Here is a 17,859-nt window from a genome sequence, read left to right as displayed (position 1 = left end):
CATTAAGGAATCTAGCGAGTAACCACTTAATTTCAACACAGTACTTTAACAGAGCCTACAATTTAATCTATGATTTATTTACGAGCTTATAATATAATGCTTCTATATCAAAACTTAATCCAGAGAAATAACCTTTTAGCTTTCTTAAACCAACAGCTTCTCCAACTTGTAATAATGCTACCACTGGAAGCATTCCTATACCTAGAAAACTATCTAGAGTATTGTCATATACGAAGTATGTCCAGGTAGAAACCGGTGGTTTATTTCTTTCACTAATTTCTTCAAAGGATAGTTCAGAATTTAAAAGTTTATTATAATCAGCTTTTATGGCTTCTTCTATTTCTTCTTGTAAAATATCAAATTCCTCTACCAAGGTAAGATTGAATACATTTAGAGGATTCTTACCTCCTAACAGATTTAGATGAATACCTTCCTTTATGCTTGCCACCTTTGCAAGATATTCAGACCAACATTGATCAATATTAAATAATCTAAGATTTTTCTTAAACTTCTCAATTTCAGCTAAAGTATATTGCTGCTTTAATTTTTCATGCAGTGTTGGAAAATCCTTGGATAATATTTCGTCTTCAGAATTACCTTCTATAATACTCATACGGATATTGTACATATATTGTCTTTGATCATCCAATATAAGAGAAAATTTATATAATTCTCTTCTCAAATCAGAGTTATTACCTTGAATTATTCGTTGAACTTGATTGATCTTTCCTCTAAAGGCAGCATTTTTAAGAGGTTCCTTTTGATGCTTAGGCATTCTTGACTTAGGAATAATATTCTGTATTCCGTATTTTACAATGAGATCATCCTCTAAGCTTATGAAGAAGCGGGTTAAGCCGGGATCTCCTTGTCTGCCAGTTCTACCTTTTAACTGCTTATCTATTCTTAAGCTTTCATGAAGGTTTGTTCCTATTACATATAGTCCGCCTAAGCTTTTTATTTTTTCTACATCTTTTCCCTCAGGACCGCCTAGCAATATATCTACACCTCTTCCTGCCATATTGGTTGAAACAGTTACAGCTCCGAACACTCCAGCTCTTTCAATAATTTGAGCTTCTAGTTCATCATTTTTAGCATTTAGTACCTGACAGTTTATTCCTGAGTTTAGTAGCTGCTCTGCCAAATATGTAGATTCTTGAATACTACTAGTGCCTATAAGAATTGGCTGACCAGTAGCATTAACGGTTTTAACTTCTTCAACTAAGGCCTGGTACTTAGCTTCTTTATCAGTAAATACATAGTTTGGCAAATCTATTCTATTAGAATTTTTATTTGGAGGTATTACCACGATTTCAATATCATAAATTTCGCTGAATTCGTATCTTGCATCAACAGCGGTTCCAGTCATACCTGATAAGTTTTCATATAGGCTGATAAAATGTTGAAGGGTTATCTGAGTTAAGATTCGGCCTCTAGATCGAACTTCAAGGTTTTCTTTGGTCTCTAAAGCACTTTGAAGACCATCAGGCCAATGTCTATTTTTTGCAACACGACCGGTGAACTCATCCACCATTTCAACTTTTCCATTACGTATGATATAGTCTACATCTTTTTTTAGTAGCACCTCTGCATAAAGAGCACTATTCACCTGAGTTAGCAAATCAAAATTTTCTTTTTCATAAAGATTTCCGCATGCTAATAAGGCTTCAATATGAGATATTCCCTTTTCTGTAAGATAAACATTTTGACCGTATTCATCTTTGGTGTAGTCTGTTAAAGAGTCTAGTGAGGTAACAGCGTCCCTAACTTTCTTAAAGTTTGAACCTTTTTCATCAGAACTTACAGCTATAACTAAAGGTATTCTTGCCTCATCTATTAGTATTGAATCAGCCTCATCTATGATAGCAAAATGAAAAGAACCGTGAATTAAGTCTTCCTTATTGTAGCAAATTGAGTCTCTGAGAAAATCAAAGCCCGATTCCTTTGCAGTAACGTAGGTTACATCACAACCATAAGCTGCTTTCTTTTCGTCTATGGACATACTTTCTTGTACAAAGCCAACAGTTACTCCAAGGAGCTCATAAATAGGCTTCATCCAAAGAGCATCTCTTTTAGCTAAGTAATCATTAAAGGTAAGGATATGTACACCTTTCTTTGATAAGCTGTTAAGATAAGCAGGAAATACTGCTGTTAAGGTTTTACCTTCGCCAGTTTTCATTTCAATAAGTTTCTTATCATTAAGTGCTACCGCTGCCGCCAATTGAACATCATAGACTTCAAAACCTAAGGTTCTCTTTACAGCTTCTTTTACTAAAGAAAAGCCCTCTATGATAAGCTCATCACTAGAAGTGCCATCAAGCGCAAGTTGCTTTAAACTATTTGATTTATTTAATAACTCTTCATTACTTAAGTGTTGTAAATTCACTTTATTTATTTCCTCAGCTATGAATTCATAGCTTTCTAAAAGTTTGTTTCTCTTAAACATGAATCTTCCTCCATGCTGTTTCATAAAATATTATTTGTTGTATATATTTTACATTAAGTAATGGATTTATAAAAGTAAAATATATGTTTCAAGGTTTGCATATAACTTAAGTTTTTATAAAGGTTCCCTATAATTCTTTCCCTAGGTTAATTAAAGCATGGGAGGATTAGCAATTATTTTTGACTCAGTGCATTAATATTGTTAAATCATAATATTGTAAGTTAAGTTGCCTTGTTTACATATATTTGAAAGTGTGATATTATTAAGTAAATTACACGGAAAGGGGAAAGTAAGTTATGATACCAGCTAATTGCTAATATTAATTTATGAAAAATTAATAGATATTTTGTAATGAGTTCTAATTTGCCTAGATTTAATTAGGTTTTATTGTTGTACTCTTTATGGAATAAGCATTTAGAAGGTAACTTGCTTCTCTGAGATTTATATTATAAATTATTAAGTATCCCAGTAATTATAGGGACACCTTGGAATTTTTTAGAATTCAAGAATTAGATATGATAATAATGAGTTTTTAGTGATAGTATTAAAAGCACTAACTTTTACTATATTTAATTTTAATAAGTTATTATAAGATAGAATATTTCGGGCTGTAGGAAGATAACTCTTCTTGCAGTCCTTTTTATATTTTAGGGTTCTGGGTATTTGATGTAAGCCTTTAGATAAGTATACTTAGGAAATTTAAATGCTAAGGCTATGTGATCTGCTAAATTTTTTCATGTAGGTGTTAAGAAAATGTAGAGATGAAAGAAAAGACTGCCTATCCATAAAGAAATGATTAGTATCAATGGATGAAAGAAGGAATAAATATGTTTGAATTATCGTTAAGTGGTGTAAAAAAATATATGGAAGCAACGCTTGTGACTGAAAATATAACCTTTCAGGTCTATTCGGGAGAAAAGGTTGGTATAGTAGGGGTAAATGGTAGTGGTAAAAGTACTATTCTTAAGCTAATAGCAGGAATAGAGCCTATGAACTATTACCCTGGTTATCCTCAGACCTCTAGCTACGGCTATGATGAAGGCTTTATTAATCTGCCGAGAGAAGCCAGTGTGGCTTACCTTGAACAGATACCGGAGTATCCAGAGGGCGTAAAGGTTATTGATGTGTTAAATTTAGCCTTTCAAGAGGTTAAAGAAATAGAAGAAAAGATGCGTAAGCTAGAATGTGAGCTAAAAACTCTTATAGGAGAATCTTTAGAAAAGGCTTTAAAGAAATATAGTTCTCTGGTTCAGCTTTACGAGGTCAAAGGTGGATATGAGGTAGAAGAGAAATTAGGAAAGGTATGCACTGGATTAAAGTTTAGTGAGAGCTTTTTGAATAAGGATTTTAGTTTATTAAGTGGTGGAGAAAAAACCACTGTTGTCCTTGGAAAGCTTCTTATCGACAATCCAGATATACTTCTTTTAGATGAGCCTACCAATCATCTAGATATGGACTCTATTGAATGGCTAGAAGCTTATCTTAAGGAGTACAAAGGAATAGTTATTATAGTTTCTCATGATAGATATTTCTTAGATAACGTAGTAACAAAGATAGTAGAAATAGAAGATATGGAGTCCATAACTTATAAGGGCAATTATTCTTCTTATGTTAGCCAAAAGGAAGAAAATATGAGAGTCCAGTATGAGCAGTTTAGGGAACAGCAAAAGAAGATAAATACTATGGAGAAAACAATTAAGGACTTGAGAGACTGGGCTATGAGGGCGGATAATAATAAATTCTTTAGAAGAGCAGCAAGTATGCAAATAAAGCTCGATAAGATGGATAGAATAGATAAACCAATTCTTGAAAAGCAAAATATGAAACTAAGCTTTAAAGCTGCCCAAAGATCAGGAAAAGAAACCATTAAAGCTTTAAACTTAAACAAATGCTTTGAAGATAAGACTATTTTTAAACATGCCAATCTAATGGTTAGCTATGGAGAAAGAGTAGCACTTATAGGGCCTAATGGATGTGGTAAAACAACTTTTCTAAAGATACTTTTAGGGGAAGAAGCTGCAGATTCAGGGATAGTAGAGCTAGGAGCCAGTGTTAAGGCAGCATATCTTCCACAAAGGATAACATTTAATGATGAAGAGCTCACGGTTTTGGAGTGCTTTAGAGAGGGAATATTTATAGCAGAAGGAAAGGCAAGAGAATATCTTTCTAAGTTTATGTTTTATGGTAACAGTGTATTTAAGAAGGTAAAACATCTATCTGGTGGAGAAAAAATTAGGTTAAAGCTTGGGAGATTGCTATATGAAGATATTAATCTTCTTATATTAGATGAACCTACAAATCACCTTGATATTGACTCTATAGAAAACTTTGAAGAAGCTTTGGAAGACTTTAGCGGAACTATATTCTTCATATCTCATGATAGATATTTTATTAATAAGGTTGGAGAAAGAGTAATTGCTGTTGAGGATAAGGGCTTTAAAAGCTATCTTGGTAATTATGACTTTTATAAAAAGGAAAAGCTTAAATTAGAGCATCAAGAAGTAAAGGCACCTTTAATAAAAACTGAAAAGCTTAAGAAAACAAGGACTGTGGATGAAAGTAAAAGAAGAGAAGTTGAGAAAGAAAAGACTTTTATAAAGCTTGAAAAGCTTGAAAAAGACATAGCTGAGGTAGATTTAGAAATGGCCAATTCGGAGCTTCATTATGATGAACTTAACAAGCTTTACTGTAGAAAGGAACAATTGAGTAAAGAGCTAGATACAGTTATGGAGCTTTGGTTAAGTTTCGAAAACTAGTTCTATTAATTAATTAGACTGCACTAAGGATAGCTTCTTTAGTGCAGTCTTTAATATCTAGGAAAGTATAAATTTTTAAATAGTTAAACCTAGCGATATTAAGGGGTTAGAACAGCTAGTTAGGTGGAACCGTAAAAAAGAAATCTGGGGATATATAATTGTAAAAGATACTAGACAAGAACATATCATTTGTCATGGCTATATTATAAGATTCAACTATATAAGGAATTAAAATAAATTTAATGATAAAATAGAATAATATATTTTAAAATAACAGGGGGCTTATGAGATGAAAGAAATAATTAAAGAGGAAGTTTATAAAGTTAGGGAGAAGCTATTTGAGATAAATGATTTTATTTATGCAAATCCTGAGCTTGGAAACAATGAATATAAAGCAGTAGAAACCTTAACTACGTTCTTGAAGGAAAATAAATTTGAGGTACAACTTGGGATAGATGAGATAGAAACAGCCTTTAAGGCTAGCTATTATAGCGGTATTGAAGGACCATCAATAGCTTTGCTTTGCGAATATGATGCACTGCCTGGGATAGGTCATGGTTGTGGACATAACATGATAGGAACTATGAGTGTTGGGGCAGCAGTAGCTTTAAGTAAGGTAATAAATAAAACCGGTGGTAAAATTATAGTTTTTGGAACACCTGCAGAAGAGACTGATGGGGCAAAGGTTAAACTAGCAGAGAGAGGATGTTTTGAAGGAATAGATGCAGCGATGATACTACATCCTGGTGAATTGACCTATAAAAGTGGAACATCACTAGCTATGGATGCTATTCAGTTTGATTTCTATGGAAAGACTGCTCATGCAGCAGCTTCACCGGAAAAGGGTGTTAATGCATTAGATGCAGTGATTCTTACTTTTAATGGTATAAATGCGTTAAGACAACATGTAACCTCTGATGTTAGAATTCATGGAATAATAAGTGATGGAGGAAAGGCGGCTAATATAGTTCCAGATAAGGCTACAGCTCAATTTTATGTTAGGGCAGCTAAGAAGAGCTATTTAAAAGAAGTTAGAGAAAAGGTGTGTAATGTTGCAAGGGGAGCTGCCCTGATGACTGGTGCTAAGCTTGAGATAAGCAATTACGAAATATCGTATGATGATATGAATACAAATAATGCACTTTCTGAAGCCTTCAATTCAAATTTAAAGCTTGTTGGCATAGAGGATATAAAGACACCAGAAGGTGGTCATGGCTCTATTGATATGGGAAATGTTAGTTATGTAGCACCAGCTATACATCCTACTATAGGAATTGGTAATCCAAACCTTATTGGACATACAAAGGATATGGCCGACTTTACCATTACAAAGGCTGCTCATGAAGCATTACTTAAAGGCGCTTGTGCCTTAGCTCTTACTGGATATGATGTAATTACGGATAAAGAACTTCTAAAGAGCATAAAAAAGGAATTTGAAGTTAATACAAGAGTAGAGTGATTTTTACTTCGATAAAAAGAGTTATAATATTATTTGAAATTCATACTAAAGAAAGGATAAGGTTTATGGGATTATATAATAAGTATTTTAAGAGATATAAGCTTCCATTTCTAATAGCAGTAACCTGTGTTGTTTTCGAAGCTTTCTGTGATCTTCTTGGTCCCACTTTAATGTCTAACATAATAAACACTGGAATTGAGCAAGGTTCTCTTTCTAAGGTTTACTATTGGGGGGCACTTATGCTTATAGTCACTGGCATAGGAGCTTGCTTTGCTGTTACTAGAAATATCTTAGCCAGTAAGGTGTCACAGCGTATGGGAGCAGATCTAAGATATGATTTATTTAAAAAAATTATGAGTTTTTCTGAAGTTAGTGCGGATAAGCTTGAAAGCGGCTCTTTAATAACTAGAATGACCAATGATACAGCTCAGATAGTACAATTTAATGGGATAATGAGAATATTTTTGAAGGCTCCAATAACTTGTGTTGGAAGTATTGTGCTTGCAAGCATTTTAAACTTTAGGTTAAGTATAATAATTTATAGTGTTGTTGCAGTAGTTGGAGTTCTTATAGTAATTAGTATGAAGCTTAGCTATCCACGGTTTTATAAGCTTCAAAAAGCAATGGATAAAGTGAACTCAGTGGTTCAAGAGTATCTTATAGGGGTTCGTCTAGTCAAAGCTTTTGGGACCTACGACAAGGAAACTGATAAGTTCGAAGAGGCAAATCTGAATTTGATGAAGATGGGAGTTTCCTCTCAGATGATAATAACCTTTATATCACCACTGATGACCTTGATAGTTGGTATAGGGACAGTAGTTGTTATTCTTACCGGAAGCAAACTGTTTTTATCAAGGCTTGCAAGTCCAGGAGATATATCAGCTTTCACTATTTATATGGCTCAGATATTAACTTCACTTATCATGATAACCAACATATTCAATACCTTTGTAAGAACTAAAGCATCTACTTCTCGTATTAAGGAAGTTATAGACGCTGAAGAGGACTTTAATCATGATGGTAAGGCGGTACAACTAAAGGGAGCTGTTGAGTTTAAAAATGTTACCTTTGCATATCCTAATGGTAGCGGAGTTCCTGCAATTAAAGATTTATCTTTCTCTATGAGAGAAGGAGAGAGTCTAGCCATAATAGGACCTACTGGAAGTGGTAAGTCTACAATAGCTTGGTTGTTGTTAAGATTTTATGATATAGATAGCGGAGAAATATTGATTAACGACAATAATATTAAAGAGCTAGATATTACCTCAGTTCGTAATGCTATTGCTATAGTTCCTCAGAAGCCTATGCTATTTTCAGGTTCTGTTGCTGAAAACATAAGCTGGGGAAATAATAAGAGCAAAGAGGATATGATAAAGGAAGCTGCAGCAAAAGCTCAAGCATCATTTATTGATAAGATGCCAGAAGGTTACCATAGCACTTTAGGAAGCTCTGCTGTCAATATTTCAGGAGGGCAGAAGCAGCGTATTTCTATAGCAAGAGGCATACTTAAACAAGCTCCTGTTCTAATACTTGATGATGCTACTAGCGCCCTTGATGCTGTAACAGAAGCAAAGGTTAGAGACAATCTAAACTCAAAGGAAACAAATCAAACCATAATAACTATTACGCAGCGTTGCGGAACTGCTATGTTTGCAGATAAGATCTTAGTTATGGACAACGGTCGTAAGGTTGGATATGGAACTCATGATGAGCTTATGGAAAGCTGTGAAATATATCAAGATATCTATAAGACACAGATTGAAAGCAGCAGGGAGGCGTAAGTTATGACACAGCAAATTTCAAGACCAGAAGCAAAAGGTCCATCTTTAGGCGGAAGACCTGGAGGAGGTCCAAATAGATTTGCACCTACAGCAAAGCCTAAGAATGCTAAAGGTACACTTAGACGTATTATAAGCATCTATATGAGATGGGGAAAAACTATATTTGTAGCTATGGTACTTACCGTATTTTCTTCATTAATTTCCGTGGCAATTCCCTATTTTGTTGGGAAGACCTTCAATACCTTCAAGATTAGCAATAGAACAGTAGACACTGAAAGACTTAAGTGGCTTTTACTAATAATAGTAGGTCTATATGCAATAAATTGGATTATTTCTTATTTAAATGGAGTTATTATGCTTAAGGTTTCTCAAAGACTAGTATTAGCTTTACGTACCGAATTTTTTGAGAAGATGCAGAAGCTTCCTTTAAAGTTTTATGATACTCGCTCCCATGGAGATACAATGAGCAGAATAACAAATGATGTGGACAACATAAGCTCAACTATTGCTCAGACAACCACTCAGTTGATAGCTAGTATATTAACGTTGGTTGGCTCATTTGTGGTTATGGTAACTCTGAATATTCCACTTACACTTACAGTTCTATTGTGTGTTCCGCTTGTAGCTTTATTAACTAAAACTATTGCATCAAGAAGTAAAGGCTACTTTAAAGCCCAACAAAGAAGCCTTGGAACTCTTAATGGAGTAATAGAGGAGAACATTTTGGGTCTTAAGATGGTAAAGGCTTTTGGGAAGCAGGAGGATGTATTAAAGCACTTCAAAGAAATAAATGAAGAACTATATGAAAGCAGCAGCAAGGCTCAAATATGGTCTGGATATATGATGCCGCTTATGAATGTTATAAATAATTTAGTTTTTGCTATTGTAGCTATTACAGGAGGTATTCTTTCTGTAACTTATGGTGTTTCCGTAGGAACGGTTGTAAGCTTTATGAGCTATTCAAAGCAATTTGCTCAGCCGCTTAATTCTGTTGCAGGTATGTTTAACACTATCCAGTCTGCTTTAGCTGGAGCAGAGCGTGTTTTTGAAATCTTAGATGATGAAGAGGAGCCAGCGGATGTAGAGGCTGCTAAAGAAATAGAAAATCCCAAAGGAGAAGTTACCTTTGAGGATGTATATTTTTCATATGATAAAGCCACACCTATACTAAAGGATGTAAGCTTTCAGGTTAAAGCTGGGGAAGTAGTAGCCTTAGTAGGTGAAACTGGTGCTGGAAAGACTACTATTGTAAATCTTCTAACTCGGTTTTACGATGCTGATAGCGGAAGGATTCTGATCGATAATGAAGCAATTACTAATCTAAAAAGAGATAGTCTCAGAAAGTGCTTTTCGGTAGTTCTTCAAGATACTTTTATGTTTACTGGTACTATAATGGATAACATAAGGTATTCTCAAAATGATGCCACAGATGAACAGGTAATAGAGGCTGCAAAGATTGCACATGCACATGATTTTATTGATAAGCTTCCCAAAGGCTATAATACTATGGTGTCTGGAGCTACAGACAATCTAAGTCAGGGGCAGAGACAATTGATATCCATAGCTAGAGCAGTACTTTGCGATAGTCCGATTTTAATTTTAGATGAGGCCACTAGTAGTGTTGATACTAAGACAGAAAAGGACATACAGCATGCCCTACTAAGTTTGATGAAGAATCGTACAAGTTTCTTAATAGCTCATCGCTTATCTACTATTAGAGATGCGGATCATATAATGGTAATAGGTGAAGGAAAAATATTGGAAAAGGGCAATCACAAGACTCTTATGGAGAAAAAGGGACGATATTATGATATGGTAATGAGTCAGATGGGAAGATTGGATAAAGTGCAAGCTGATAGCTAAATTTTCTTAATCTGAAAATCCATTGACCTATTTTTAATAAACATGCTAGCATATATTTATAGACAATAAAACATACTTAGGATTGTAACTGGTAAGCAGGCAAAACCTAGATTAATATGAGATGTCTTCTTTATAGATTTAAAGATATCCTATTAATTTAGGTTTTATTATTTACCAATCATAATAGGATAGGGGGAAAAATAATATGTCAAAAGAAATTAGGTTTCCAGAAGGTTTTTTATGGGGAGGAGCTACTGCTGCCAACCAGTTTGAAGGAGCATATAATGAAGATGGAAAAGGTCTATCAACCCAGGATATAGCACCTAGGGGTATTATGGGACCTCTTACAGAAGAACCAACAGAAGATAACATGAAGCTTATAGGTATTGACTTTTATCACAGATATAAAGAAGATATAAAGCTATTTGCAGAGATGGGCTTTAAGACTTTTAGACTTTCTATAGCATGGTCAAGAATATTCCCTAATGGCAATGACAAAGAACCAAATGAAAAGGGTTTAGAATTCTATGATAAAGTATTCGATGAGCTAGCTAAATACGGAATAGAGCCTTTAGTAACAATATCTCATTATGAGACTCCGCTGGCGCTTGCTAAAAACTATGATGGATGGGTTAATAGAAAGTTAATAGGTTTCTTTGAAAACTATGTTAGAGCAATATTTACAAGATATAAGAATAAGGTAAAGTATTGGTTAACCTTCAATGAGATAAATTCTGCATTGCATGCACCTTATATGAGTGCTGGAATATGGACACCAAAAGAAAAGCTAAGTAAGCAGGACTTATATCAAGCTATGCACCATGAGCTTGTTGCCAGCGCATTAGCAGTAAAGGTAGGACATGAAATAAATCCAGATTTTAAGATAGGCTGTATGATTCTTGGTGTACCAAACTACCCATTAACTTCTAAGCCAAGTGATGTACTTAAGGCTATGGAACAGGACAGAGAAAATCTTTTCTTCGCAGACGTTCATGTAAGAGGAGAATATCCAAGATATATGAATAGAATATTTAAAGAAAACAACATAGAGATTAAGATGGAGCCTGGTGATAAGGAAATACTAAAAAATACAGTAGATTTTATTTCCTTTAGCTATTATATGAGTTCTTGTGCAACAGCAGATCCAGAGAAGAATAAAAAGGGAGAAGGAAATATTCTTTCAGGGGTTCCAAACCCATACTTGAAGGCTTCAGAATGGGGATGGCAGATAGATCCAGAAGGACTAAGATATATCCTAAATCAATTATATGATAGATATCAAAAACCTCTATTCATAGTTGAAAATGGACTAGGGGCAGTGGATGAGTTAACAACTGATGAAAATGGCAATAAGACAGTAAATGATGACTACAGAATCAACTACTTAAATGATCATTTAGTTCAGGTTGCAGAAGCTATTGAAGATGGTGTTGAACTTATGGGATATACTACTTGGGGTTGCATAGACTTAGTAAGTGCATCAACTGCTCAGCTTAAAAAGAGATATGGCTTCATATATGTCGATAGACATGATGATGGAAGTGGAACTTTAGAAAGATATAAGAAGAAGAGTTTTGATTGGTATAAAGAAGTTATAGCTACTAATGGTGGTAGCTTAAAGAGATAGCATCTTCTTCATGACCACTTAATTTCAACAATATTATTAAACATTGACTAAAAGATATATTGATGTTTAAAAATACTTAAAGAATCTTGCATCTAGGACTAATTGGGTCTTAGATATGCAAGATTTTTTGCTATATAGGAAGATATAAAACTTTGTGCTAGCTAAACCTAATAATTTCAGCGGTTTAGAACAGCTAATTAGGGTAAACAGTAAAAATAAAATTATGTCGCCTGCAATGTTTGGCTTATATGCTTTCAGAAATTCAGATGGACAAATAAAGCACCATAAGACGACCAATAATTTAGTTTCACAATGGTTATATTAAGTTAAGCCTCCATTAAAGCTCAATTCCATAGGCTCTTAGCCCTTCAACTAATTTAGTAGGATCTTTAAGTAGTATTGTATTGAAGTTAAGTTTTTTCGCTCCCTCAATATTTTCTTCCACATCATCAATAAATATTGATTCCTCTGGGTTAAGGCCATATTTTTCAACTATTCTTGTATATATGGCTTCTTCAGGTTTTAGGAGCTTTTCTTTATAAGATACTATACCTCCATCAAAAAGCTTAAAAAAATCATACTTTTCAGTTATATGCTCAAAGGCTAATAGATGAAAGTTAGATAAAAAGTACAAATTGTACTTTAGTTCCTTAAGCTTTTTTATTACTTCAACTGTGGATTCAATAGGTGTAAGTATATCGTACCATCCTTCAAAAGCAAGTTTTATTAAGTCTCCATTTGCTTTGCTCCTATTGATTATTACTTTTCTAGCTTCTTCTTCGGTGATAACTCCTCTATCAAGCATCACCCATTCTTCACTCTGAAATAACTCCTTATGTACCTCTAGTACCTTATCAGGGTCAGATATTTTTTTACCAAGATAAGCTTTAGGATGAAAGTCTAAAATTACATTTCCTATATCAAATATTATATTTTTATACATGTTTAAAGCTCCTTTTGTGTAGAATTAGAATTATTTATAGGCAATAACATAATTATATTACATTATTATACAGAAATAAATTCAATTGGTATATATATATGGGTATTAATTCTTTGGGTAAGCTAGTAAAAACATCACATGACGTACCACTTAATCTCAACACAGAACCTTAATAGAATCTAAAGCTTATTGTTCCGAATTTTTATCTAAGCTAATAAAAATAACAGATGGCTCCTAGCATGGCGTTGTTATAGGAGAACATCTGTATTTATATAATAGCTTAGTTTTAGGCTTATTAAACCTTCCCTGTTAGAGTTAGATATATTAAAACAGCATTCATAATTATTATAACTGATGCTATAAGCCAGCCTAATATCTTTACAAAAGGTTTATTTACAAAGTCACCCATTAGGTCCTTTCTGTTAGTAATCTTAAGCATAGATATTATTGTAACTGGTAGTACAAAGCTTAAGCATACTTGACTTATTACAAGTGCCTTCATTGGGTTTACGCCTATTGCTATAATGATTATACCAGGAAGCATTGTTATAATTCTTCTTACAACTGCAGGAATCTTTAAATCTACAAAACCATCCATAATTGTTTCACCTGCCATGGCTCCCACAGAAGAGGAGGAAAAGCCAGAAGCTAGTAAAGCGGCTCCAAAAGCACCGCTTGATAGAGAACCAAGTAAAGGTTCTAGAGATCTGTGTGCTTGCTCTATTGAGTCAACTACCATACCATGACTATAGAATACTGATGCTGAAACTATTACCATAGCTGCATTAACGATAAAGGCTATATTCATAGCTACAAAAACATCGACCTTTTCCATAAAAAGATGCTTCTTCTTTTCTTCTAGAGTCTTATTAATACTTCGACTCTGGACTAACTGAGAATGCAGGTAAATTACATGAGGCATAACTGTAGCTCCTAGCATACCAACAGCTATTAGTAAAGCTTGACCGTTTGGAATGGAAGGCAATAAAGTATGAATAGCTACTTGAGACCAATCTGGTTTGGCAAGAAATAATTCTATGGTATAGGCTATGCAGATTACAGCAATCAATATTGTAATAACAACTTCAACAACTCGTTGGCCATATTTTTGAAGATAGACAATTGATAAAGTTATTATTGTAGTTATTACTACTGCGTAAGATATAGGAATATGAAGTAATAAGTAAAGTCCTAAAACAGCACCTACAAATTCAGCTAGAGTAGTGGCCATTGCTGCAAGAGTTGACACGATGTAAAAGAACCAATTAGCTTTCTTTGAAAATACTTCTCTGCACATCTCAGTTAGATTTTTATTGGTTGCTATACCTAATTTTGCAGACATTATTTGAAGGAATATAGCCATTAGGTTACTCCATAAAATAACCCATAGTAGACTGTAATTAAAGGTGGAGCCGCCACTGATATTAGTTGCAAAGTTTCCAGGATCCACATATGCAACACTTACAATAAAGGCTGGACCTAAAAATTTTAGTAAGTTCTTAAAGCTTAAAAAAGTGCTAGGTTTATTATTTTCTTCTATATTATAAGTTTTTTTGCAAAAGCTTCGTTTATTCATATATTCTTCACCCTCTGTATTAAAAATAATATAAGTATCTTAAAAACAAAATTTTTAGTCTAGGCTAAAAATTTTAACTTAATATAAACTATGAACTTAATTATAAAAATGTTACTCTAGAGTAATTTTTTTATAAACTAGTGCATATAATTTACTAAGCATTTATTAACCCTAAGAGAAGGTGAAGAAATGGACAACAAAGCTTTCCGTACTTTTAGTGAATATATGAAAAATGAAGATAATCCACTTACTGCATCAATGGAGGATTATTTGGAGATGATATATCGTTTGTCAATAGATAAAGGCTTCACAAGAATACATGACTTGTCTGAAGCTTTAAATGTACATCCTCCCTCTGCCACAAGGATGGTACAGAGACTTGGAGAGTTAGATCTCTTACTATATGAAAAGTACGGAGTTATAGTTCTAAAGGATGAAGGAAAGAAATTAGGTGCATTTTTATTAAAACGTCACAAGACCGTAGAGTCCTTTTTAAGAATATTAGGAATTTCTGAGGACAAAATTTTGATAGAGACAGAAAAGGTAGAACATACTCTAAGTAATCAGAGTATAAAATGCTTCGATAAATATATAGCTTTCATAAAAGATAACCCAGATATAGCTGTTAGGTTTAATGAATATATGGGTAAAAAACGTAAGTAAGGAGTTCCTATGATAAAATAGAGCAAGTTTTTTTCAGTAATATCTTTAAGGTTTCTTACTTACTTTTATAGGAATATAATTTTGTTGTAGCCAAAGATGTACCACTTAGATTTGAAAATATAAATTTTCGTATAAAGTGGGACATATACAAATTTATATTCAGGAGATGGTTAAAATGTTAGAAGAGATGAGAAGCTTTTTTAATAAAAGGGTAGATGGTTATGAACAGCACATGATGGATTTTGTTGATGGTGCAGGTAATTATTATATAGAAACAGCTAAGCTTGTACCACAAAACCAACCTATAAAACTATTAGATTTAGGTTGTGGCACCGGATTAGAGTTAGATGAGATATTTAAAATTAATCCTAAGGTTGAAGTTACCGGCATTGATTTTTCAAAAGATATGTTGGAGAAATTAAAAGAAAAACACAAGGATAGAATAAATCAAATAAGACTTATAGAAGATAGCTACTTTAATTATGATATGGGAGAAGAGAGCTTTGACGTTGCTTTATCTGTGCAGACTCTCCATCATTTCACTCATGAAGAAAAGCTTCAGTTATATAAAAAGCTTTTTAAAAGCTTAAAATATGGCGGTATCTATATTGAAACTGACTATATGGCCCCAAATCAAGAATATGAGGACTTTAATTTTAATGAGAACAAAAGAATACGAAAAGAGCTTGGCATAACTGAAGGTTTTTATCATTATGATACTCCTTGCACAGTAGAAAATCAGGAGAAGATTCTCTATGAAGCTGGCTTTAAGTCTGTGGAGAAAGTTAACCAGTTCGGAAATACGGTTATTTTGCTATCAAAGAAATTTTAAGACTACTTAATTTCAACAGGATACTTTAACAGATCTAAAAGTTAATTTTACATCAGATCATTTATGTAAAAAAATTAGACAGTTTTAAGAAGCTGTATGTTTTTTAGACAAACACAAGGTTTTGATTATTCAACTTACTTTTATAAAGAATTATATTATAAGCATAGCAAGTGATTTGGGTATAAATTTGCTAGATAATATTTTATAAAGAGGGGTTGGATAAAATGAGATTTAATTTTGACAGAAATGTAGATGTAGAAAAGATTAATGCTTATTTAGTTGGAGGGGGAATAGCATCTCTTTCAGCAGCGGTTTATTTAATAAGGGATGGTCATGTTCCAGCAAAAAATATTCATATACTTGAGCAAAGTAGCATAGAAGGCGGAAGTATGGATGGTGCTGGCAATCCTGAAACAGGTTATGTAATCCGTGGAGGAAGAATGTTTGATGAAGAGGCATATGCATGTATTTTTGGCATAATGGAGTGTATCCCTTCTTTAACTGATCCTACGGTTTCAATTATGGATGAGTTTAGAGCCTTTAATAAAAAAGTTCATACTTCATCAAAAGCTAGATTGATTGACAATGATGCCAACATATTGGAATCTTCAAAGTTAGGTTTTAATCGTCAAGATAGACTCGCTCTTATAGATATATTAATGAATACAGAAGAAGCTTTAGGGACTAAGACAATTACTGATTGCTTCCCAGAGACATTTTTCGAAACAAACTTTTGGTATCAATGGACTACGACTTTTGCTTTTGAACCATGGCATAGTGCAGTGGAGTTCAAGAGATATCTTCATAGATTCTTTCATGAACTTCCAAGAATAAGTGATTTATCTGGAGTTCGTCGTACACCTTATAACCAATATGATTCAATAATACTACCTATGACTGAATGGTTAAAGGGGCAAGGGGTAGATTTTCAATATGGCTGCTTAGTGACTAGCTTGGAGTTTAACACAGAGAATGATAAAAAGACTGTTAAAGGAATAAATTGTTTGAGAGCTGAAAAAGAAGAAAAGATAGTAGTTGAAGCCGATGACTTTGTATTTGTTACAATAGGTTCATTAACTGCAGGTGCTAGCTTAGGTTCTATGAACACTGTACCAAAGCTTAATGATAAGACCGTAGGAGGAGACTGGAGCCTTTGGGAAAAGATTGCTAAGGAGTCACCTGAGTTTGGAAGACCAGAAGTGTTTAATAATAGAGTAGAAGAATCCATGTGGGAATCCTTTACTGTTACTTTAAAAGATCCTACAATGTTTAATAAGATAATAGAGTACACAGGAAATCAGCCAGGAACAGGAGCTCTTATGACTTTCAAAGATTCAGGTTGGTTTATGTCTATAGTTCTACACAATCAACCTCACTTTATTAATCAACCTGACGATGTACAAGCTTTTTGGGGCTATGCATTATTCCCATATAAAGAAGGAGACTTCGTTAAGAAGAGAATGGTAGATTGTACTGGTGAAGAAATCCTAACTGAGCTATTGTACCATCTAAACTTTAAAGAAGATATGGACAAAATTATAAGTACTTCTATATGTATTCCATGTATAATGCCATTTATAACAAGTCAGTTTTTAACAAGATCAAAGGGAGATAGACCACAAGTAGTGCCAGAATGCTCTACCAATCTAGCCTTCCTTGGACAGTTTGCTGAGATTCCAGATGATGTTGTATTTACTGTAGATTACTCAGCTAGATCTGCTCAAATGGCTGTATATAAATTCTTAAATCTAGATAAAGAAGTTACTCCTATATACAAAGGACAGTATGATGCAAGAGTACTTCTCAACTCAGCTATGGTAATGATGAGAGATGATAATTTACGTGAAGAGATAATGGCACTAAAGAAGTTGTTTATAAATTAGTTAAAAGGGTTCAAGGCTTATTGGTTATAGCCT

The 17,859-nt window shown here is 33.6% G+C and carries 11 protein-coding genes; 8 read left to right on the top strand and 3 right to left on the bottom strand.

What is annotated here, in order from left to right:
* Positions 1–67 precede the first annotated feature (67 nt).
* Positions 68–2,443: a preprotein translocase subunit SecA gene (locus tag C1I91_RS26360; protein ID WP_164880670.1), complete on the bottom strand. Its 2,376-nt coding sequence runs from the start codon at positions 2,441–2,443 to the stop codon at positions 68–70.
* A gap of 827 nt (positions 2,444–3,270) precedes the next feature.
* Between C1I91_RS26360 and abc-f the strand changes: the two genes are divergently transcribed.
* The 5 genes from abc-f to C1I91_RS26335 all read left to right on the top strand — a co-directional run bounded on the left by abc-f (position 3,271) and on the right by C1I91_RS26335 (position 11,929).
* A complete protein-coding gene (gene abc-f / locus C1I91_RS26355) occupies positions 3,271–5,199 on the top strand; it encodes a ribosomal protection-like ABC-F family protein (RefSeq protein WP_128215593.1) in 1,929 nt (642 codons plus the stop codon).
* A gap of 289 nt (positions 5,200–5,488) precedes the next feature.
* Positions 5,489–6,658 (top strand): M20 family metallopeptidase, encoded by a 1,170-nt coding sequence (locus C1I91_RS26350; RefSeq protein WP_128215592.1) that lies wholly within the window; start codon positions 5,489–5,491, stop codon positions 6,656–6,658.
* A gap of 65 nt (positions 6,659–6,723) precedes the next feature.
* Positions 6,724–8,439: an ABC transporter ATP-binding protein gene (locus tag C1I91_RS26345; protein ID WP_128215591.1), complete on the top strand. Its 1,716-nt coding sequence runs from the start codon at positions 6,724–6,726 to the stop codon at positions 8,437–8,439.
* A 3-nt stretch (positions 8,440–8,442) separates the two neighbouring features.
* Positions 8,443–10,302, top strand: a complete 1,860-nt coding sequence (locus C1I91_RS26340; RefSeq protein ID WP_128215590.1) for an ABC transporter ATP-binding protein — start codon at positions 8,443–8,445, stop codon at positions 10,300–10,302.
* A gap of 205 nt (positions 10,303–10,507) precedes the next feature.
* Entirely contained in the window at positions 10,508–11,929 is a 1,422-nt protein-coding gene (locus C1I91_RS26335; protein ID WP_128215589.1) for a glycoside hydrolase family 1 protein, read from the top strand.
* Positions 11,930–12,266: 337 nt separating this feature from the next.
* Here C1I91_RS26335 and C1I91_RS26330 read toward each other — a convergent pair whose 3' ends face one another.
* Positions 12,267–12,872, bottom strand: a complete 606-nt coding sequence (locus C1I91_RS26330) for an HAD family hydrolase (RefSeq protein ID WP_128215588.1) — start codon at positions 12,870–12,872, stop codon at positions 12,267–12,269.
* Between the two features lie 295 nt (positions 12,873–13,167).
* Complete coding sequence (locus tag C1I91_RS26325) at positions 13,168–14,448, bottom strand: Nramp family divalent metal transporter (RefSeq protein WP_128215587.1); 1,281 nt, start codon at positions 14,446–14,448, stop codon at positions 13,168–13,170.
* A gap of 189 nt (positions 14,449–14,637) precedes the next feature.
* Here C1I91_RS26325 and mntR point away from each other — a divergent pair, with 189 nt between their 5' ends.
* The 3 genes from mntR (at position 14,638) to C1I91_RS26310 (ending at position 17,826) form a co-directional block, all read left to right on the top strand.
* Positions 14,638–15,111 (top strand): transcriptional regulator MntR, encoded by a 474-nt coding sequence (mntR, locus tag C1I91_RS26320; protein WP_128215586.1) that lies wholly within the window; start codon positions 14,638–14,640, stop codon positions 15,109–15,111.
* Positions 15,112–15,286: 175 nt separating this feature from the next.
* Entirely contained in the window at positions 15,287–15,943 is a 657-nt protein-coding gene (locus tag C1I91_RS26315; protein ID WP_164880669.1) for a class I SAM-dependent methyltransferase, read from the top strand.
* Between the two features lie 224 nt (positions 15,944–16,167).
* Positions 16,168–17,826, top strand: a complete 1,659-nt coding sequence (locus tag C1I91_RS26310) for an oleate hydratase (RefSeq protein WP_128215584.1) — start codon at positions 16,168–16,170, stop codon at positions 17,824–17,826.
* Positions 17,827–17,859 lie beyond the last annotated feature (33 nt).

Origin of the sequence: Clostridium manihotivorum (genome assembly GCF_004015185.1) — a bacterium.
GTDB classification, from domain to species: Bacteria; Bacillota; Clostridia; order Clostridiales; family Clostridiaceae; genus Clostridium_AR; species Clostridium_AR manihotivorum.
The sequence above is the reverse complement of the archived record's forward strand: the minus strand, read 5'-3'. Positions and strand labels throughout refer to the sequence as shown.

Coding starts and splice junctions, on each gene's coding strand:
- C1I91_RS26335 (WP_128215589.1), top strand. CDS start 10,508: ATGTCAAAAGAAATTAGGTTTCCAGAAGGTTTTTTATGGGGAGGAGCT.
- C1I91_RS26330 (WP_128215588.1), bottom strand. CDS start 12,872: ATGTATAAAAATATAATATTTGATATAGGAAATGTAATTTTAGACTTT.
- C1I91_RS26315 (WP_164880669.1), top strand. CDS start 15,287: ATGTTAGAAGAGATGAGAAGCTTTTTTAATAAAAGGGTAGATGGTTAT.
- C1I91_RS26350 (WP_128215592.1), top strand. CDS start 5,489: ATGAAAGAAATAATTAAAGAGGAAGTTTATAAAGTTAGGGAGAAGCTA.
- C1I91_RS26345 (WP_128215591.1), top strand. CDS start 6,724: ATGGGATTATATAATAAGTATTTTAAGAGATATAAGCTTCCATTTCTA.
- mntR (WP_128215586.1), top strand. CDS start 14,638: ATGGACAACAAAGCTTTCCGTACTTTTAGTGAATATATGAAAAATGAA.
- C1I91_RS26310 (WP_128215584.1), top strand. CDS start 16,168: ATGAGATTTAATTTTGACAGAAATGTAGATGTAGAAAAGATTAATGCT.
- abc-f (WP_128215593.1), top strand. CDS start 3,271: ATGTTTGAATTATCGTTAAGTGGTGTAAAAAAATATATGGAAGCAACG.
- C1I91_RS26360 (WP_164880670.1), bottom strand. CDS start 2,443: ATGTTTAAGAGAAACAAACTTTTAGAAAGCTATGAATTCATAGCTGAG.
- C1I91_RS26340 (WP_128215590.1), top strand. CDS start 8,443: ATGACACAGCAAATTTCAAGACCAGAAGCAAAAGGTCCATCTTTAGGC.
- C1I91_RS26325 (WP_128215587.1), bottom strand. CDS start 14,448: ATGAATAAACGAAGCTTTTGCAAAAAAACTTATAATATAGAAGAAAAT.